This is a genomic window from Kitasatospora sp. NPDC008115, assembly GCF_042957205.1.
Classification (GTDB): Bacteria; Actinomycetota; Actinomycetes; order Streptomycetales; family Streptomycetaceae; genus Kitasatospora.
On sequence record NZ_JBIBHU010000036.1, the window covers coordinates 62,242 to 80,014 of the forward strand.

General features: G+C 74.4%; 18 protein-coding genes. 11 read left to right on the forward strand and 7 right to left on the reverse strand.

Going from position 1 to position 17,773, the window contains the following annotated elements; translation table 11 throughout:
- Nucleotides 1-6 precede the first annotated feature (6 nt).
- Nucleotides 7-1,356: a M28 family metallopeptidase gene (locus tag ACFZBX_RS33160; RefSeq protein WP_391537497.1), complete on the forward strand. Its 1,350-nt coding sequence runs from the start codon at nt 7-9 to the stop codon at nt 1,354-1,356.
- 67 nt (nt 1,357-1,423) lie between these two features.
- Here the strand turns inward: ACFZBX_RS33160 and ACFZBX_RS33165 are convergent, their stop codons facing one another.
- Nucleotides 1,424-3,124 (reverse strand): acyl-CoA dehydrogenase family protein, encoded by a 1,701-nt coding sequence (locus ACFZBX_RS33165; protein ID WP_391537498.1) that lies wholly within the window; start codon nt 3,122-3,124, stop codon nt 1,424-1,426.
- Nucleotides 3,125-3,185: 61 nt separating this feature from the next.
- A complete protein-coding gene (locus ACFZBX_RS33170) occupies nt 3,186-3,758 on the reverse strand; it encodes a PadR family transcriptional regulator (protein WP_391537499.1) in 573 nt (190 codons plus the stop codon).
- Between the two features lie 191 nt (nt 3,759-3,949).
- On the opposite strand from ACFZBX_RS33170, the gene ACFZBX_RS33175 reads away from it, so the two are divergent.
- Nucleotides 3,950-4,420 (forward strand): SPW repeat protein, encoded by a 471-nt coding sequence (locus tag ACFZBX_RS33175; RefSeq protein WP_391537500.1) that lies wholly within the window; start codon nt 3,950-3,952, stop codon nt 4,418-4,420.
- Nucleotides 4,421-4,528: 108 nt separating this feature from the next.
- Here the strand turns inward: ACFZBX_RS33175 and ACFZBX_RS33180 are convergent, their stop codons facing one another.
- Nucleotides 4,529-5,932: a class II fumarate hydratase gene (locus ACFZBX_RS33180; protein ID WP_391537517.1), complete on the reverse strand. Its 1,404-nt coding sequence runs from the start codon at nt 5,930-5,932 to the stop codon at nt 4,529-4,531.
- A gap of 149 nt (nt 5,933-6,081) precedes the next feature.
- On the reverse strand, nt 6,082-6,813 hold the full coding sequence (locus tag ACFZBX_RS33185; protein ID WP_391537501.1) for a carbon-nitrogen hydrolase family protein: 732 nt from the start codon (nt 6,811-6,813) through the stop codon (nt 6,082-6,084).
- A gap of 187 nt (nt 6,814-7,000) precedes the next feature.
- Between ACFZBX_RS33185 and ACFZBX_RS33190 the strand changes: the two genes are divergently transcribed.
- Complete coding sequence (locus ACFZBX_RS33190) at nt 7,001-8,917, forward strand: cholesterol oxidase substrate-binding domain-containing protein (protein ID WP_391537502.1); 1,917 nt, start codon at nt 7,001-7,003, stop codon at nt 8,915-8,917.
- A 56-nt stretch (nt 8,918-8,973) separates the two neighbouring features.
- On the opposite strand, the gene ACFZBX_RS33195 is transcribed toward ACFZBX_RS33190, so the two are convergent.
- Nucleotides 8,974-9,552 carry a helix-turn-helix domain-containing protein gene (locus tag ACFZBX_RS33195; RefSeq protein ID WP_391537503.1) on the reverse strand — a complete coding sequence of 193 codons (579 nt, stop codon included), beginning with the start codon at nt 9,550-9,552 and terminating at the stop codon, nt 8,974-8,976.
- A 69-nt stretch (nt 9,553-9,621) separates the two neighbouring features.
- Between ACFZBX_RS33195 and ACFZBX_RS33200 the strand changes: the two genes are divergently transcribed.
- Together ACFZBX_RS33200 and ACFZBX_RS33205 are read left to right on the forward strand one after the other, a co-directional pair.
- A complete protein-coding gene (locus tag ACFZBX_RS33200) occupies nt 9,622-10,395 on the forward strand; it encodes an AzlC family ABC transporter permease (protein ID WP_391537504.1) in 774 nt (257 codons plus the stop codon).
- Nucleotides 10,386-10,694 carry an AzlD domain-containing protein gene (locus tag ACFZBX_RS33205; RefSeq protein ID WP_391537505.1) on the forward strand — a complete coding sequence of 103 codons (309 nt, stop codon included), beginning with the start codon at nt 10,386-10,388 and terminating at the stop codon, nt 10,692-10,694. Before ACFZBX_RS33200 ends, ACFZBX_RS33205 begins: the two co-directional genes overlap by 10 nt.
- A gap of 11 nt (nt 10,695-10,705) precedes the next feature.
- Here the strand turns inward: ACFZBX_RS33205 and ACFZBX_RS33210 are convergent, their stop codons facing one another.
- Nucleotides 10,706-11,071, reverse strand: a complete 366-nt coding sequence (locus ACFZBX_RS33210) for a hypothetical protein (RefSeq protein ID WP_391537506.1) — start codon at nt 11,069-11,071, stop codon at nt 10,706-10,708.
- 3 nt (nt 11,072-11,074) lie between these two features.
- Nucleotides 11,075-11,626 carry a GNAT family N-acetyltransferase gene (locus tag ACFZBX_RS33215; protein ID WP_391537507.1) on the reverse strand — a complete coding sequence of 184 codons (552 nt, stop codon included), beginning with the start codon at nt 11,624-11,626 and terminating at the stop codon, nt 11,075-11,077.
- Between the two features lie 102 nt (nt 11,627-11,728).
- Between ACFZBX_RS33215 and ACFZBX_RS33220 the strand changes: the two genes are divergently transcribed.
- The 6 genes from ACFZBX_RS33220 to ACFZBX_RS33245 all read left to right on the forward strand — a co-directional run bounded on the left by ACFZBX_RS33220 (nt 11,729) and on the right by ACFZBX_RS33245 (nt 17,599).
- A complete protein-coding gene (locus ACFZBX_RS33220) occupies nt 11,729-12,919 on the forward strand; it encodes an acyl-CoA dehydrogenase family protein (protein ID WP_391537508.1) in 1,191 nt (396 codons plus the stop codon).
- 82 nt (nt 12,920-13,001) lie between these two features.
- On the forward strand, nt 13,002-13,385 hold the full coding sequence (locus ACFZBX_RS33225) for an ADP-ribosylation/crystallin J1 (RefSeq protein ID WP_391537509.1): 384 nt from the start codon (nt 13,002-13,004) through the stop codon (nt 13,383-13,385).
- Nucleotides 13,386-13,441: 56 nt separating this feature from the next.
- Nucleotides 13,442-14,224, forward strand: a complete 783-nt coding sequence (locus tag ACFZBX_RS33230; protein WP_391537518.1) for an ATP-grasp domain-containing protein — start codon at nt 13,442-13,444, stop codon at nt 14,222-14,224.
- A 176-nt stretch (nt 14,225-14,400) separates the two neighbouring features.
- On the forward strand, nt 14,401-15,279 hold the full coding sequence (locus ACFZBX_RS33235; protein WP_391537510.1) for an alkaline phosphatase family protein: 879 nt from the start codon (nt 14,401-14,403) through the stop codon (nt 15,277-15,279).
- A 347-nt stretch (nt 15,280-15,626) separates the two neighbouring features.
- Nucleotides 15,627-16,106 (forward strand): hypothetical protein, encoded by a 480-nt coding sequence (locus ACFZBX_RS33240; protein ID WP_391537511.1) that lies wholly within the window; start codon nt 15,627-15,629, stop codon nt 16,104-16,106.
- Nucleotides 16,107-16,210: 104 nt separating this feature from the next.
- Complete coding sequence (locus ACFZBX_RS33245) at nt 16,211-17,599, forward strand: multidrug effflux MFS transporter (RefSeq protein WP_391537512.1); 1,389 nt, start codon at nt 16,211-16,213, stop codon at nt 17,597-17,599.
- Nucleotides 17,600-17,773 lie beyond the last annotated feature (174 nt).

Here is a 17,773-nt window from a genome sequence, read left to right on the forward strand (position 1 = left end):
CCTCCATTGACCGAGCGCGCCCCGCGGCGATCCCGCCTGCGCCGATCCGCCCTGTCCGCCGCTGCCGCCGTCACCCTCGCGGCCGCCTTCCTCGCCCCCGCCGCCTCGGCGGCCCCCAAGGCCCCGGCGGCCCCCGTCGCGCCGACGGCCGCCGCCGCCCCCGACATCCCCGTCGCCAACGTCAAGGCGCACCTGGCCCAACTCCAGTCGATAGCCACCGCCAACGGCGGCAACCGGGCGCACGGCCGCACCGGCTACAAGGCCTCGATCGACTACGTGAAGAGCAAGCTGGACGCGGCCGGCTACACCACCGCCCTGAAGACCTTCAGCTACAACGGCTCGACCGGCTACAACCTGATCGCCGACTGGCCCGGCGGTGACACCTCGCATGTCATCATGGCCGGCGCCCACCTCGACTCCGTCACCGGCGGCCCGGGCATCAACGACAACGGCTCCGGCTCGGCCGGCGTCCTGGAGGCCGCCCTGGCCGTCTCGCGGGCCGGCCTGCAGCCCACCAAGCACCTGCGGTTCGGCTGGTGGGGCGCCGAGGAGTACGGCATGATCGGCTCCCAGAACTACGTCAACGGCCTTGGCGCCACCGAGCGTTCGAAGATCGAGAGCTACCTCAACTTCGACATGATCGGCTCGCCCAACCCCGGCTACTTCACCTACCGCTACGACAGCGCGCTCGACGCCCTGTTCCGCAACTACTTCGCCGGCCTCGGCATCAGCACCGAGCAGGACTTCGAGGGCGACGGCCGCTCCGACCACGCCCCGTTCCAGAACGCCGGCATCCGCGTCGGCGGCCTGTTCAGCGGCGCCGACTACACCAAGACCAGCGCCCAGGCGGCGAAGTGGGGCGGAACGGCGGGCCAGCCCTTCGACCGCTGCTACCACTCCTCCTGCGACACCACCGCCAACATCAACGACACCGCGCTGGACCGGATGAGCGACGCCATCGCCCACGCGATCTGGACCCTCGCCGCCGGCGACACCACGCCGCCCACCGGCACCGTCTTCGAGAACACCGCCGACGTCCAGATCCCCGACTACGGCTCGGCCGTGACCTCCGACGTCACCGTCACCGGCCGCACCGGCAACGCCCCGTCGGCGCTCCAGGTCGGCGTGGACATCAAGCACACCTGGCGCGGCGACGTCGTCATCGACCTGGTCGCGCCGAACGGTACGACCTTCCGCCTCAAGTCCGCCAGCGGCAGCGACTCCGCGGCCAACGTGCAGACCACCTACACGGTGAACGCCTCCGCCGTGCCGGCCAACGGCACCTGGAAGCTCAAGGTCCAGGACGTGGGCCCGCAGGACACCGGCTACATCGACAGCTGGAAGCTCACCTTCTGACACTCGGCAGCCGTAGCGCCCCCGGGAGTGCCGGTCGTCCACCGACCGGCGCCCCCGGGGGATCCGCCTACGGGGCCATCTCGTACGCGCCCGACAGCGCCTCGACCATGCCCCACACCTTCGCCGCCCGCGCACCGTCCGCCACCGGGCGGCGCACATGCGCCAGCGCCCACGCCGCCTGGGCCTCGCTGGTGGACGCCTTGCCGTGCAACTCGGTGGCGTGCGCGGAGAAGTCCCGCACCAGCGCGTCGAATACCTGGTCCAGCAGGTCCGCGTCCAGGCCGGTGAGCGCCGCCTGCTCCAGCACCAGCTGCCCGTAGACGATCAGCGCGAACAGCTGGCCGATCTCCAGCAGGAAGTCCAGGTCCGCCTGCTGCTCCGCGCTCGGCGCGTGGCTGAGCAGCAACTCGCAGAAGCCGTCGGCCTGTTCGCGGAACCGGGCGACGTTCGGCAGGTGCGCGTGCGCGTCGTAGGCGGCGCGCCAGTCGTGGAAGCGGATCGCGCCGAGGCCGCGGGCCGGGCCCTGCCGGAACAGGAACGTGTCGTCGGCGGCGTCCTGCCGGGTCGGCACGGGGGCGTAATCGGCCGGGTCGAACAGGTAGTTGGCCATGAACTTGAGGATCAGCGCCAGGTTGACGTGGACGGTGCCCTCCAGCTTCGGCAGGCCCCGGATGTCCTTGGCGGCCTTGTCGAAGTAGGTGTCCGCCTCGAAGCCCTTGGCCGCGATGACGTCCCACATGAGGTCGATGACCTTCTCGCCCTCGGTGGTGACCTTCATCTTGGTCATCGGGTTGAAGAGCAGGTAGCGGCGGTCCTCGGGTGAGGCGGTGCGGAAGTAGTCCACCGACCGCGCGGCGAACAGCTTCATCGCCACCAGGCGCGCGTAGGCGTCGGTCAACTCCCGGCGCACGTGCGGGAAATCGGTGACCCGCTTGCCGTAGAGCACCCGGTTGTGGGCGTGCGTCACGGCCTCGTACATCGCGTGCTCGCAGATGCCGACGGAGGCGGTGCACAGGTTGAACTTGCCGACGTTGACGGTGTTCAGGGCGGCGTCGAAGGCGGCCTTGCCGGTGTGCAGGACGTCCTCGGCGCGCACCGGGTACTCCTCCAGCCGGAACTCGCTGACGTACATCTGGGCGTTCACCACGTTCTTCACCAGGTGGTACGCCTCGTGGCGGCTGTCGGCGGCGAAGAAGACGTAGCCCTCCGGCCCCTCGACGTCCGAGCGGCGGCCGAACACCGAGACCAGGCCGGCGACATTGCCGTTGCCGATGTAGTACTTGGAACCGGTGGCGGTGAAGCCGCCCTCGCCGTCCGGGGTGAGGACCATGTCGGTCGAGTAGATGTCGGCGCCGTGGCCGCGCTCGGAGAGGCCAAACGCCATCACATGACCCTCCGTCAGGAGGCGGGCGGCGCGGGCCCGGACGGCCTCGTTCCCGCTCTGCCAGACCGGGCCGAGGCCCAGGATGGTGACCTGCCAGGTGTACCAGTAGCCGAGGCCGTAGAAGCCGAGGATCTCGTTCAGCTCGGCGATCCTGGCGGTGTCCCAGCGCTTGGCCGGATCGGCGGCGGAGGGCGTCAGGAATTCGGCGAACAGTCCCTCCTTCGCGGCGAATTCGAGGAAGTCGGCGTACCAGGCGCGGTCGATGTAGGTGTCGATCAGCGCCTTCTTGCCGCGCGCTTCGAACCAGTCCACGGTCGCGCGCAGCAGCCGGCGGGTCGGCTCGTCGAACTGCGCGGGGTCGTAGGTGCGCGGGTTGAAGAGCATCGCGGGCTCCCGGGTGTCGAGGGTGAGGGCGTTAGGGTGAGGGGGGTGGAGGCGGGCGAGGTCAGCCGCCGTCGGCGCCGCGGCCGTCGGCCAGCTCGCGCAGGGTGGCGAGCACGTCGTCGAGCCAGGCGAGCGTCATCCGCTCGTACTCGATGCCGCCGCGCAGCACCACGTGCTGGAGCCGCTGTCCGGCGTCGAGCGCGCCCGGGGTCGCGGCGTCGGGAAAGTCACGCCGCTCGCCGTGCAGGTAGCGGGCGAGCAGGGCGGCGTGGCCCTCCCGGTGGCGTTCGACCTCGGGGATCAGCGCGGCCGGGTCGTCGAAGGCCGCCGCCCGGATCCGGACGGCCAGCTCGTGCCGGACGGTCTCCGGTTCGACGGGCTCGCGCAGCCAGGCGGCGAGCGCCTCCCGGCCGGGCGGGGCCGCCGAGTACACCTTCTTGTCCGGCCGGCCGTCCTGGGCGACCTCCTCGGCGCGGACCCAGCCGTCCGCCTCCATCCGCCGCAGCACCCGGTAGATCTGCTGGTGGGTGGCGGTCCAGAAGCGGCCGATGGACCGGTCGAAGCGCCGGGCCAGTTCGTAGCCGGAGCCGGGCCGTTCCAGCAGCGAGACGAGGATCGCGTGCTCCAGTGCCATGACCGGCATCCTGCTATGCAACGAATTGCATAGGCAAGGGCGGCCTGCGGCGGTGAGACGGAGGTCACCCGCCGGGACGGGTCGGGCGCGGAAGGGTAGCGGCCCAGGTGAAAAGGTGCAAAACGGGCGAACGGCGCCAGAATGGTACTGGGCTAGAGCCCTCCATGTTCGAAACCTAGGAGGTGGTATCGGTGTCGACCCAAGCGCCGATGGGCATGGAGCACCATCCGGACATCGTCGAACTCCGGGAGCACTACGAGCGGGTCACCCTGACCCCGCGGGCCCAGGGCGTCGAAGCCCTGGCCATTGTGGCCGGTCTGTTCCTGGCGGCCTCGCCATGGATCGTCGGCTTCACCGCGTTCAACACGCTCACCGTCACCTGCCTGATCGTCGGCATCGCCTACTGCGTGCTGATGGCCGGCTACGGCTCGGCGTACGAGCGCACCCACGCACGGGCCTGGGCGGCGACCCTGCTCGGCGCGTGGACGATCATCTCGCCGTGGGTCGTCTCGGGAGAGGTGGACCGGGGCCGGAACATCGTCACCTGCCTGATCGCGGGCGGCGTGATGTGTCTGCTGGGCATCGCCGCCATCTCGATGGCCACGATGACGTCGAACGGAGCATCGATGCGGCGCGGCCGGGCCGGCCGCGCCAGGGGCTGACGGTCACACCGGACAGCCCGGAACCCGGAACCCGGAACCCGGAACCCGGGGCGCGGAGGGCGGCAGCGCCGCTCCGCGCCCCGGGCGCGCGAACCCGCCGGACAGGGGCTACGGCCGGGTCATCCGCAGCACGTCCAGCGCCTCGTCCAACTGCTCCACGGTGAGCCGCCCCTGCTCGACGTACCCGCGCTCCAGCACCACCTGACGGATGGTCCTGCGCTCTGCGAGCGCCTGCTTGGCGACCTTGGCCGCCTCCTCGTACCCGATGTACCGGTTCAGCGGGGTCACCACCGACGGCGAGGACTCCGCGAACTCCCGGGCCCGTTCGACGTTGGCCGTGACGCCGTCCACCGTGCGGTCGGCCAGCAGCCGGGCGCTGTTGGCGAGCAGCCGGACCGACTCCAGGACGTTGCGGGCGATCACCGGCAGCATCACGTTGAGCTCGAAGTTGCCGCTCGCCCCGGCCACCGTGACGGCGGCGTCGTTGCCGATCACCTGGGCCGCGACCATCAGCACCACCTCGGGCAGTACCGGGTTCACCTTGCCCGGCATGATCGAGGAACCGGGCTGGAGGTCGGGCAGGTTGAGTTCGCCGAGGCCGGTGCGCGGGCCCGAGCCCATCCACCGCAGATCGTTCGCGATCTTGGTGAACCCGACGGCGACGGTGCGCAGCTGTCCGCTCAGCTCGACCAGGCCGTCGCGCGCGCCCTGCGCCTCGAAGTGGTTGCGGGCCTCGGTCAGCGGCAGCCCGGTGGCCCGCGCGACCTCCTCGATCACCGCCGCCGCGAACCCGGGCGGGGTGTTGATGCCGGTGCCCACCGCGGTGCCGCCGAGCGGCAGTTCGGCGACCCGGGGGAGGGTGGCCAGCAGCCGCTCCCGCCCGTGCCGCACCTGCGCCGCGTAGCCGCCGAACTCCTGGCCCAGGGTGACCGGCGTGGCGTCCATCAGGTGCGTGCGGCCCGCCTTGACGACGTCCGCGAACTCGGCCGCCTTGCGCTCCAGCGCCTCCGCCAGGTGTTCCAGCGCCGGGACCAGCTCCTGGCTGACGGCGGCGGTGGCGGCGATGTGGATCGAGGACGGGAAGACGTCGTTGGACGACTGGCTGGCGTTGACGTGGTCGTTGGGGTGGACGGGCCGGCCGAGGCGCTCGCCGGCCAGGGTGGCGATCACCTCGTTGGCGTTCATGTTGGACGAGGTGCCCGAGCCGGTCTGGAACACGTCCACCGGGAACTCGGCGTCCCAGCGGCCCGCCGCCACCTCCTCGGCGGCGGAGGCGATCGCGTCGGCGGTCTCCCGGTCCAGCACGCCGAGCCGGGCGTTGACCCGTGCGGCGGCGGCCTTGATCCGGGCCAGCGCGGCGATGTGCGCCCGCTCCAGGCGCTGGCCGGACACCGGGAAGTTCTCCACCGCCCGCTGCGTCTGCGCCTGCCACTTCGCCCCAGTGGGCACCCTGACCTCGCCCATCGAGTCGTGCTCGATCCGGTGGTCGCCGGACATCTGCTCGTCACCCATCGTGCGCTGCACCTCCTGAACGGTCCCGGCCGGGGCGCAGGCGGCGGGGCCACTCGGGCCCCGGTCCCCGCCCCGGGTCGGGTACGGCTTCCGCACACCACAGCCGCGCGCGGGCCCCGGGTATTTCCGGTGGCCGGCGGCGCCCCCGGCTACCCCAGGACGGTGCGGACGACCTCGTCCGGCGCCGTGCCCGCCTTGACGGCCTCGGTGCCGTCCGGCGCCCAGACGCCCGAGCCGCCCGAGGTCGCCGCGAACTCGCCGCTCGGCCCGGCGGAGGTGGCCAGCACCACCCAGACGCCGTTGTCCGCCGCGCGCGCCGGGTACCGGGCCGCCTTGGTGGCCAGCGACTCGGCGCCCGCCCCGTACAGCGTCGAGGCGACGTAGGCGTGCGCGCCGAGCGCGACCAGGCGCTTCACGTGCTCGGGGTCGGCGGCGTCCGCGCAGATCGCCAGGCCCAGCCGCCAGCCGTCCAGCTCCAGGACCGAGGGCTCGTCGGCGGGGGAGAAGCGCTCGTTCTCGCGCCCGTACAGGTTCGTCTTGCGGCAGACCACCGAGGCGCCGGCGCCGGTGACGGCGAGCGTGGCGATGTGCTCGCGGCCGTCCGCCCCGGCCACCGGCGCGCCGACCAGGGCCGTGGCGCCGGTCCCGGCGCAGGCGGCGACCAGCGGCGCGAGCCGCCCGTCGGCCGGGTCAAGGGCGGGCGCGCCCAGGTCGTAGCCGGTGAGCGAGAACTCGGGGAACACCACCAGGCGGGTCGCCGCCCCGGCCGCGCGGACCGCGGCGGCGTGCCGCTCGACGTTGACCGCGACGGTCTCGGGCCGCCCCGACGGGTGGCAGGCGGGCTGGGCGACGGCGACGGCCAGGGGAGCGGGCGCGGGCACGGTGGAGCCTCCGGAGGCTGATCAGGGGTGGCGATCACGATCAACCTATGAGCCCACCGCGAAGTCCGGCAAGGTTCATCCCTTCGAGTGAAGATCACCGGCGCTGTCGCCGGGCCAGGCCGGCCGCTTCCGTACGCTCACCCGGAATCGGGGGAGACCACGGACGCACGGACACCAGGGGCGGGACATGACCTCGGCGCACCACCACCCTCACAGCGGCGACAAGGGCGACAAGGGCGGCACGGGCAGCAAGGGCGGCAAGGGCAGCACGGACGGAACGGGCGGCAAGGCCCCCGGCCTCAGCCGGCGCCGCCTGCTCGGCGCGTCCGCCGCACTCGGCGCCGGCGCCTGGCTGCCGCGCGGAACCGTCGGCCCGGACAGCCCCCTGGCCACCGCCCCCGCCCCGCCCGGGCTCCCCGCCGGCACCGAACCGTTCCAGCGCGTCTTCCGGAACTGGTCCGGCGAGATCCGCACCGACCAGCTGTGGACCTGCGCCCCGCGCACCCCCGAGGAGGTCCCCGCGCTCGCCGACTGGGCCCGCGCCCACGGCTGGCGCCTGCGCGCCCAGGGCCACCGCCACACCTGGGCACCGCTCACCGTCGCCGACGCCACCCCCGGCGCGGACCGCGTGCTGCTGCTCGACACCACCCGCCACCTCACCGCGATCACCGCCGACTCGCCCACCACCGTCCGCGCCCAGAGCGGCGCGACCATGGAGGCGCTGCTCGCCCACCTCGCCGAACGCGGCCTCGGCCTCACCGCCGTCCCCGCCCCCGGCGAGCTCACCGTGGGCGGCGTGCTCGCGATCGGCGGCCACGGCACCGCCGTCCCCGCCGCCGGCGAGGTCCGCCCCGACGGGCACGGCTACGGCTCCGTCAGCAACCAGGTCGTCCGGCTGACCGCCGTCGTCCTCGACCCGGCCACCGACCGCTACGCCCTGCGGACCTTCGACCGCTCCGAGGCCGACAGCGCCGCCTTCCTGGTCCACGTCGGTCGGGCGTTCGTCACCGAGGTGGTGCTCCGGGCCGGCGCCGACCGGCCACTGCGCTGCGTCAGCCGGCTCGACCTCACGGCCGACGAACTGTTCGCCCGCCCCGGTGCGCAGTCCGCCCCGAAGCCGTCCCGCCCGCGCACCTTCGCCGACTTCGCCGAACGCGACGGCCGCGTCGAGGCGATCTGGTTCGCGTACACCGACCGGCCCTGGCTGAAGACCTGGAGCCTCGCCCCGGACCGACCCCTCGCCTCCCGCGCCGTCGACGAGCCCTACAACTACCCGTTCTCCGACTCCGTCCCGGAACCGGTCTCCCGACTGGCCGGCGACCTCGTCTCCGGCACCTGGGGATCGGCCCCGCTGTTCGGCCGGCTCCAGTACCTGATCGCCAAGATCGGCCTCACCGGCGACCTCGCCGACGTCCTCCTCTCCGGCGGGCTGCTGCGCGAACTGCTCACCGGCGAGGTGCTCACCCACCTGCTCGCCGGCGGTCTGCGCTCCGACCTCTGGGGCCCCTCGCGCACCCTGCTCCACTATGTGCGCCCCACCACCCTGCGGCTCACCGCGAACGGCTACGCGATCCTCGCCCGGCGCGCCGACCTTCAGTGGGCGGTGGCCGAATTCGCCGACCGCTACCGGGAGTTGCTCGACGCCTACCGGGACCGGGGCGAGTTCCCGGTGAACGGCGCGGTGGAGATCCGGGCCACCGGCCTGGACGACCCGGCCTGGTGCGGGGTGCCCGGCGCCCGGCCGCCGCTGCTCTCCGTGCTGCGCCCGCGCCCCGACCGCCCCGAGTGGGACACCGCCGTCTGGATCGACGTGCTCGGCTTCCCCACCACGCCCGGGCTGCACCGCTTCGGCCGCGACCTCGAACAGGCGCTGCTGCGTTCCTTCGACGGCACCCGGGCCGGTCTGCGCGTCGAGTGGTCCAAGGGCTGGGCCTACACCGAGGACGCCGCCTGGGCCGACCCCGACATTCTTGACCGGTTCGTCCCGGCCAGCCACCGCGCCGGCGGCGGCCCCGGCTGGGACGAGGCCGTCACCACCCTGGACCGCCACGACCCCCACCGGGTCTTCGGCAACCCGTTCCTGGACCGGCTCCTGAAGCTCTAGTCCCTTCTGGTCCCTTCCGAAGCCGCGCATCCGGCGGTCGGTCGGGTCCGTGATCCTCAGACGTGCTCCATCACGATCACCGCGAGGGTGCCCGGGGCCAGCGCGCGGAAGATGTGGGGCGCGTCGCCGGGGTAGCTGACGTAGTCGCCCGGGCTCAGCTCGACGGGGTCCTCGGTCGGGCCGACCAGGGCGCGGCCGGCGCCCAGCAGGAGGTGCTCGATGGTGCCCGGCATGTGGGGGTCGGAGGCCCTGGTCTCGCCCGGCTCGGCGTCGATCCGGTAGATGTCCCGCCGGGCGCCCGGCGGGCAGGAGGCGAGCAGGGTCGCGGCGTAGTCGGCCCGCTCGGAGTGGGTGACCGGCCCCTCGCCGGCCCGCACCACCCGGACCACCGGGCGCGGCGGGTCGACCAGTCGGCTGAACGGCACGTCCAGGGCGACGCCGAGCGCCCAGAGCGTCTCGACGCTCGGGTTGCCGGCGCCCGACTCCAGTTGCGAGAGCGTCGATTTGGCGATCCCCGCCCGGCGGGCCAGCTCGGCCATCGAGAGCCCGGCGCGCTCGCGCTCGCGCCGGATCGAGGCCGCGATCAGCTCGATCAGCTCGCCGCCGGAGGCGTTGGCGCCGTTGTTTCCACTCATCCGCGTTCGCTCCACACGTTCAGGCGTTCGCCTTGACGAACGACCCCTGTTCCGTTCACTCTACTGGACATGCGTTCGCTCATCCGAACCCTGGAACGTGCCACCCTGCGCGACATCGCCCTGGTCTGCCTCGCGGACGCCCTGGTCGGCGCCTCGTTCGGGGCGATCTCCGTCTCCGGCGGCCTCCCGCTCTGGGTGCCCGTCGCCATGTCCCTGCTCGTCTTCGCCGGCGGCTCGCAGTTCGCCGCCGTCGGCGTCGTGCTCTCCGGCGGCGGCGCGCTCGCCGCCGTCGTCACCGGCCTCGTCCTCAACGCCCGCCTGCTGCCCTTCGGCTTCACCGTCACCGACGCGCTGGCCGGCCCGCGCTGGCGCCGCCTGCTCGGCGCCCAGTTGCTGACCGACGAGTCCGTCGCCTTCACCCTGCTGCAGCCCGACCCGCGACGGCGCCGGGCGGCGTACTGGGTCTGCGGCCTCGCCCTGTTCGTCATCTGGAACGTCTCCGTCGTGGTCGGCGCCGCCGCCGGCGGGCTGATCGGCGACACCGACGCCCTCGGCCTGGACGCCGCCTTCCCCGCCGTGCTGCTCGCCCTCGTCCTTCCCGCGCTCGGCGACCGCCGCACCCGCCTCGCCGCCCTGGTCGGCGCGGCCGTCGCCGTGGCCGCCACGCCGTACGTCCCGGCGGGCCTGCCGGTCCTGCTCGCCCTCGCCGGACTGCTGTTCGCCGGCCGCCCGGCGCCGACCGCGTCCGCGTCCGGGACCGAGCCCGGGACCGGCCCGGAGAGCGGGACCACGGCGGAGACCGGGACCGCGCCCCTCGCCAAGGAGGCCCACCGATGCCCCTGACCGCCATCCTGCTGCTGGCCGCCGGCACCTACGCGTTCCGCCTCGCCGGCCCGCTGTTCGGCGACCGGCTCACCGTCTCCGACCGCCTGCGCCACCTGCTCGCCGTCGCCGCGGCCGTGCTGCTGGTCGCCCTGGTGGCCACTGGCGCGCTCACCCAGGGCCACGGCTTCGCCGGATGGGCCCGGCCGGCCGGCGTCCTGGTCGCGGGCGTCCTCGCGCTGCGCCGCGCGCCATTCCCGGTCGTGGTGGTCGCGGCCGCCGCGACCACGGCGGTGCTCCGCCTCTGCGGCGTCGACTGACGAGCCGTCCGTCAGCCGGCGCCGCTGCTGTCGCCGTCACCCACGCCGTCGCCCCCGGCCGCCGCGAGCCGCTCCCGCTGCACCTCGGGCCGCTCGCTGTCCCACAGCAGCTCCCACACCTTGAACACGCAGTGGTAGTCCCGCATGCTCCCCTGGGTGATCAGCAGATAGCCGTCGCCGTCGCGCAACAGCCGTCGCCGCCGCCCGTTGAGCGGGTGCTGCGGGGTGTACGCCGGGACGATCCGCCGCAGCTCGGCCAGCGCGTCCTCCCGCGTCCCCTCCACCTCGGCGAGCACCTCGGCGCCCCAGATCCGGTTGTCCCCGATGCCCTCGGTCTCCTGCACGACCACGGCCCACCGGCCCACGGCCACCACCACCCCTCACCCCTCGTCCCGCGCCGACCCGTCCGGCAGCGCCTTGAAGAAGATCGTCGTCCCGCGCGGCACCCCGGCCGGGTCGGTCGCGAAGTCCGGCACCGTGCCGACCCTGGTCCAGCCCGCCGCCGCGTACATCCGCTCGGCGGGGCTGTCCGTCTCGGTGTCCAGCACCAGCGTCCGCAGCCCGCGCTCGCCGGCCGCCGACTCCAGGGCCGCGAGCAGCCGGCCGGCCAGCCCCCGCCCCCGGTCCGCCCGGTGCACCATCAGTTTGGCGACGTCCGCCCGGTGCCGGCCGTTGTCCGTCGCCGCCGGACGCAACTGCACCGTCCCGGCGATCCGGTCCTCCCCGTCCGTCTCGGCCACCCAGACCAGCAGGCGGCCCGCCTCGACGTCCGGGGCCAGCGCCCGCCACCAGCCGGCCGCCGCGGCCCGGTCGAGCGGGGCGAGGAAACCGATCGAGGCCCCGCCGTCGACGGTGTCCGCCATCAGCCCGCCCAGCCGCTCCGCCGCCCCGCCGAGCAGTTCCCGTGCCGACAGCGGCCGGACTGTGTACATGCTCACTCCTTCGTGCCGGGGCCGGTCACGGCCGGGTGCGCCATACTCGCCGGTACTCAACGCCGCGACGGTTCGCACCCGCCGAGACTACAAGGAGCTTCAATGGCGAAGCCGACCAGGATCGACCCCGCCGACCTGCTCGCCGTCGGTGACCTGCTCACCGACGAGGAACGCCTCGTCCGCGACACCGTCCGCCGGTTCGCCGACGACCGGATCCGCCCGCACATCGGCGACTGGTTCGAACGCGGCGTCTTCCCCGCCCGTGAACTGGCCCCCGAACTCGGCGCCCTCGGCGTGCTCGGCATGCACCTCGACGGCTACGGCTGCGCCGGCTCCGGCGCCGTCGCCTACGGGGTGGCCTGCATGGAACTGGAGGCCGCCGACTCCGGCCTGCGCAGCTTCGTCTCCGTCCAGGGCTCGCTGGCCATGCGCGCCATCCACGCCTTCGGCTCCGAGGAGCAGAAGCAGCGCTGGCTGCCCGGCCTCGCCGCCGGCCGGCTGATCGGCTGCTTCGCCCTCACCGAACCGGACTTCGGCTCCGACCCCGCCAACATGCGCACCCGCGCCCGCCGCAAGGGCGCCGGTGAGGGCGCGGACTGGGTGCTGTCCGGTTCCAAGATGTGGATCACCAACGGCGGGATCTCCGACGTCGCGGTCGTCTGGGCGCAGACCGAGGACGGCGTGCGCGGCTTCCTGGTCGAACCCGGCACGCCCGGCTTCACCACCACCGACGTGCCCGGCAAGCTCTCCCTGCGCGCCTCGGTGACCAGCGCACTCGCCTTCGACGACGTCGTGCTGCCCGCCGACGCCGTCCTGCCCGGCGTCACCGGCCTGCGCGGACCGCTGTCCTCCCTCAACGAGGCCCGCTACGGCATCCTCTGGGGCACCGTCGGCGCCGCCCGCGACTGCTACACCGCCGCCCTCGACTACGCCAGGAGCCGCGTCCAGTTCGAGCGCCCGATCGCCGCCTTCCAGCTCACCCAGCAGAAGCTCGTCGAGATGATGCTGGAGGTCGAGAAGGCCTACCTGGTCGCGCTGCGCATCGGCCGGCTCAAGGACGAGGGCGCGGCCCGTCCGGCGCACATCAGCTTCGGCAAGCTCAACAACGTCCGCGCCGCCCTGGAGATCGCCCGCAGCGCCCGCACCGTGCTCGGCGCCAACGGCATCACCACCGCCTACCCGGTCCTGCGGCACGCCAACAACCTGGAGTCGGTGCTCACCTACGAGGGCACCAGCGAGATCCACACCCTCGTCCTCGGCGAGGCCATCACCGGCGAGTCCGCCTACCGCTGACCCGCCCCGACCCGTTCCCGACCTCCTCGCACCACCGAAAACCGGTACCGCCGCCGGGCCGTTCATGGCTACCGTCCTCCCCATGAACGGCCCGACGACCCAGCCCACGACCACCCCCGCCACCACGACGCTCTGGCGGCCGACCGGCCCCGAGGAGCTGGCCCTCGTCGAGGCCGCCGACTGGCGCGCCTGGCCGCCGCGCCTGCCCGATCAGCCGATCTTCTACCCGGTGCTGAACGAGGACTACGCGATCCGCATCGCCCGCGACTGGAACGTCCCCGCCTCCGGCGTCGGCTACGTCACCCGCTTCGAGGTCGACACCGCCTTCCTCGCCCGCTACCCCGTGCGCCGCGCCGGCGGCCGCACCATCCTCGAACTCTGGGTCCCCGCCGAGGAACTGCCCGAGTTCAACCGGCACCTGGTCGGCCGCATCGAGGTGGTCCACGAGTTCCGGCCCCGGCCGTGACGGGCGCGGCCCGGGTCGGCGCGGCCGGAGCGGCTCCCGCCGAGGCCGCCCCGGTCCTGCTGACCTCGGCCCAGGCCACCAGCACCACCGCGCTGCTCACCGCGGCCGCCGCCGCCCGCGGCCTGGCCACCGCCGTCCTGACCGGCCCCGACACCGTCAACCGGCTGGCCGGCCGGCCCGTCCACTGGTACGGCGGACCACTCGCCGCCGCCCGGATCGCCGACCCTCTCGCGCTGGCCCCGCTCGAACCGGCCGACGACTGGCTCGCCACCCTGCCCGAGGAGTTCACCGGACGCCGCATCGAACTCACCACCCTCGCCGAGGCGTGGACGCTGCGCCGCCCGGCCTTCGTCAAACCGCCCGCCGACAAGTCGCTCCCGCCCGCCGTCTACGCCGACGGCGACCGCCTGCCGCGCACCGGCGAGCGGATCGGCCCGGACACCCCCGTCCTGGTCAGCGACCCGGTGACGTTCGGCGCGGAGTACCGGCTCTTCGTCCTCGACGGCGCCGTGCGCACCGGCAGCCGCTACGCCCGCTTCGGCCGGCTCGACCCCGGACCGCTCACCCCGGCGGCCGTCGCCTTCGCACGGCGGCTGCTCGCCGCCGTCGGAGCGAGCCTGCCCAGTGCCGTCGCCCTCGACGTCGGCACGCTGCTCGACCCGTACGACCCCGGTGAGCGGTGGGCCGTGGTCGAGGCCAACCTGCCGTGGTTCGCCCACTGCTACGCCGCCGACCCGGCGCGCGTCCTGGACGTCGTGCTGCGCGCCGCCGGCCCGGCCGCCGCGGTGCGGGCCGACGACCGCCGCTTCGTGCGCTCCGCCGCAGGCCACCGGCCGTAGCGGGGAGTCCGGACGCCGGTCCTGGCGGGGGAGTCCGGACGCCGCCCGGCCATCCCGGCTTCCCCTCCAGGACACCTGACGGTCCGGCGGGGCGTGAAGCATGGCGCGGTCGCCGCCGCCCGCCCACCCCGGTGCGGGCGGGCGGGCGCCCGCACCGTGAAAGGAACCGCCCCCTCATGTCCACACCGCCGCTGCCGCACCCCCGGGTCCTCGTCGTCGGGATCGACGGCGTCCGGTACGACCTGCTGGAGCTGGTCCCGATGCCGAGGCTCGCGGAGGTCGCCGAGGCCGGCTTCCTGGCGCCCGTGACGGTCGCGGACTCCACGCCCACCATGTCCGGCCCCTGCTGGGCCACCATCGTCACCGGCGTCGAGCCCGCCAAGCACGGCGTGTGGGGCAACCACCTGGGCGGCAACCGGCTCGACGTCTTCCCCGACTTCACCACCCGGCTGGCCCGCGGCGACCGGCGCCGCACCTTCGCCGCCGCCGGCTGGGACCCGCTGGTCCTCGCCGAGTCCGGCGGGCCGCTGTTCCGCGCCCCCGGCCGGCTCTGCTACGTCGCCCCCGCCGAGGACACCCCCGAGGCCTGGGAGGACGTCGACGAGGAGATCACCCGGGAGGCCGTCGACGTCCTGCGCGACACCGACCCCGAGGCGTCCTTCGTCTACCTCGGCGCCGTCGACGAGACCGCCCACTTCCTCGGCTGCGGCGAGGAGTACCGCGCCGCGATGCGGGCAGCCGACGAGCGCCTCGGCCGGCTGCTGGACGCGCTGCGCGCCCGGCCCGGCTACGCCGACGAGGCCTGGACGGTCATCGTCGTCACCGACCACGGCCACGTCGACACCGGCGGCCACGGCGGACGCACCCTTGAGGAGCGCACCGCCTGGGTCGCCTGCGCCGGACCCGGCATCCCCGCCGCCCCGCCCGTCGGCGAGATCCGCCACCCCGACGTCGCCGCCCAGGTCTACGCCTCGCTGGGCCGCCCGATCGACCCGCACTGGACCCTGGACGGCCGGCCCTTCCCGCTCGCCGTCCCCGCCCCCGCGGCGTTCTGACACCCGGCGCACAAGGGCCCGGCAGTATCCGGCGACCGGGTGGCCGCCGCACCCGCCGGCACCCGGGCGGGTGCGGCCGGGCTGCGCCCAGGGCCGGAGCGGGCCAGGCTCGACCAGGGGGAACCCCGAGACCGGCCGGGCGCGCGTACGCCTCAAGGCGGAGGGCCCACCCCCCAAGGACGGCGGAAGGTCAGGACCTGGCGACGACGATCCGGCACCCCGGCGGGCACCAGGATGGAGCCGGACCGGGAAACCGGCCCCGGCCCGGCACCGGGGAGACGGGCGCCGGGAGACGGACGCCGGACGCGGGACGCACGGCGACACCACACGGGAGAGGACAGGCGGGCATGAACGGCATCGCGGGCAGGATCGCACTCGGAGTGGCGGGCACCGGCATGGCCGTGGCCGTCGCCGCGGTGGTGGCGGGGCCGAGGGTCGCCGAGTGGTACGACGGCCGGCACCAGGAGCAGTCCAGCTACGCCAGCGGCAGCGCGGCCAAGGCCGACCACCGCGCCGTGCCGGCCTGGCTGCCCGACAACGCCTCCTCCGTCCGCTACCTGATGTCCACCAGCGGCGACGACCGCCTGCTGACCGCCACCCTCCCGGAAGGGCGGCTGCCCGCCGGCTGCCGGACCGGCGAACCCGGCAAGGGCAGCCACCCGGCGCCGGTCTCGCTCAGGGCAGGCTGGTTCCCGGAGGGCATCACCGCCAGGGCCACCGGCACCTGCGGCCACTACCGCGTCGCGCTGAGCGGCAACCAGCTCTACGCCTGGCAGGACGGCGCCGCCGTCCAGGCCGCCCTGCGGGCCGAACGGCTCGCACGCTGAGACGCCGTCACCGGGGCCCGGCCGCCCCCCGGCTGTCGGCGGCCCCCGGGGCTGGGGTAGGACGGAGCGGGCACGACCCCCGTGCCCGTTCCGAGAGGAGCCCCATGCCTGGTCCGACCGCCGGCTCTGCCGGTGACACGTCGACCGCCTCCACCACCCCCGCCGACACCACCACCACCACCGGCACCGACCCCGCCACCGCCGGTGTCACCGACCCCGCCGCTGCTGCCGCCGCCGTCACCGCCAAGGAGCAGGCGACCGGCGGCGACACGGTCGGCCGCGCCACCATCGTCGTCCTCGGCGGCCTGGTCGCCCTCGGCCCGCTCACCACCGACCTCTACCTGCCCGGCCTGCCCGCGATCGCCGACGACCTCGCCGCCGAACCGGCCGCCGTCCAGCTCACCCTCACCTTCTCGATGTTCGGCGTCGCCGCCGGCCAGCTGCTCTTCGGACCGCTCAGCGACCGCTTCGGCCGCCGCCCGCCGCTGCTCGCCGGACTCGTCGTCTACACCCTCGCCAGCGTGGCCTGCGTGGTCGCGCCCAACCTGGCCGTGCTGATCGCCGCCCGCTTCGTCCAGGGCGCCGCGGGCGCCGCCGGACTGGTCATCGGACGCGCCGTCGCCCGCGACCGCTTCGAGGGCGTCGCGATGATCCGCTTCCTCGCCTCGATCACCCTGATATCCGGCCTCGCCCCGATCCTCGCCCCGCTGTTCGGTGCCCAACTGCTGCGCTTCACCTCCTGGCGCGGCACCTTCGGCGCCCTGGCCGCGCTCGGCCTGCTGCTCACCCTGGTGGCCTTCGGCGCACTGCGCGAAACCCTTCCGGCGTCCGCCCGGCGCGGCGGCGGCCTGGCCACCACCCTGCGCACCATGGGCGGGCTGCTGCGTGACGTGCCGTTCCTCGGCCTGCTGCTGACCAGCACCTTCGCCTTCGGCGCGCTGTTCGGCTACATCAGCGGCTCCTCGGTGGTGCTTCAGCACGTCTACCACGTGTCGCCGCAGACCTACAGCCTGCTGTTCGGGCTCAACTCGGTGGCCATCGTGGCGTCCACCCAGGTGAACGGGCGGCTGCTCGCGCCCCGGTTCTCCGCCGCCACGCTGATGCGGGCCGGCCTGGCGGTGCTGATCGCCGCAGGAACGTTCCTGTTCCTGGCCACCGCCGTCTGGGACCTCGGACTGGTCGCCTTCTGCGGCTCGCTGTTCGTGATGATGGCCGGGCTCGGCATCGTCCTGCCGAACTCGGCCGCCCGGGCGCTCAGCATGGTCTCGCCGCAGGCCGCCGGTTCCGCCTCCGCCCTCCTCGGCACCGGCAACTTCCTCTGCGGCGCCGTCGTCGCCCCGCTCAGCAGCCTGGGCGGGAACCCGTCGGCGGTACTGCTCGCGGTCGTCGTGCTCGGCTGCGCGCTGCTCGCGGCGGTGTCCTACCTGCTGCTCCTGCGGCCGGGCAGGCCGGGACGGACGGGGCGCACGGCCCCGGAGCCGGCCGCCGCGTAGTCGGCCGCCTCCCCGACGGGCCCGCCGAACGGGTTGCCGGGCGGACCTCCGAACGGGCCCCGCCCGGGGGGGGGGGGGGGGGGGGGGGGGGGGGGCCCCCGGGGGGGGGGGGGGGGGGGGGGGGGGGGCAGGGCGGCGAGGCTGGTGGCGGTGCAGAGGTTCATGGCGGTGGCG

Coding starts and splice junctions, on each gene's coding strand:
- ACFZBX_RS33165 (WP_391537498.1), bottom strand. CDS start 3,124: ATGCTCTTCAACCCGCGCACCTACGACCCCGCGCAGTTCGACGAGCCG.
- ACFZBX_RS33215 (WP_391537507.1), bottom strand. CDS start 11,626: ATGTACACAGTCCGGCCGCTGTCGGCACGGGAACTGCTCGGCGGGGCG.
- ACFZBX_RS33195 (WP_391537503.1), bottom strand. CDS start 9,552: ATGAGTGGAAACAACGGCGCCAACGCCTCCGGCGGCGAGCTGATCGAG.
- ACFZBX_RS33235 (WP_391537510.1), top strand. CDS start 14,401: ATGTCCACACCGCCGCTGCCGCACCCCCGGGTCCTCGTCGTCGGGATC.
- ACFZBX_RS33190 (WP_391537502.1), top strand. CDS start 7,001: ATGACCTCGGCGCACCACCACCCTCACAGCGGCGACAAGGGCGACAAG.
- ACFZBX_RS33205 (WP_391537505.1), top strand. CDS start 10,386: ATGCCCCTGACCGCCATCCTGCTGCTGGCCGCCGGCACCTACGCGTTC.
- ACFZBX_RS33245 (WP_391537512.1), top strand. CDS start 16,211: ATGCCTGGTCCGACCGCCGGCTCTGCCGGTGACACGTCGACCGCCTCC.
- ACFZBX_RS33200 (WP_391537504.1), top strand. CDS start 9,622: ATGCGTTCGCTCATCCGAACCCTGGAACGTGCCACCCTGCGCGACATC.
- ACFZBX_RS33220 (WP_391537508.1), top strand. CDS start 11,729: ATGGCGAAGCCGACCAGGATCGACCCCGCCGACCTGCTCGCCGTCGGT.
- ACFZBX_RS33180 (WP_391537517.1), bottom strand. CDS start 5,932: ATGGGTGACGAGCAGATGTCCGGCGACCACCGGATCGAGCACGACTCG.
- ACFZBX_RS33170 (WP_391537499.1), bottom strand. CDS start 3,758: ATGGCACTGGAGCACGCGATCCTCGTCTCGCTGCTGGAACGGCCCGGC.
- ACFZBX_RS33225 (WP_391537509.1), top strand. CDS start 13,002: ATGAACGGCCCGACGACCCAGCCCACGACCACCCCCGCCACCACGACG.
- ACFZBX_RS33240 (WP_391537511.1), top strand. CDS start 15,627: ATGAACGGCATCGCGGGCAGGATCGCACTCGGAGTGGCGGGCACCGGC.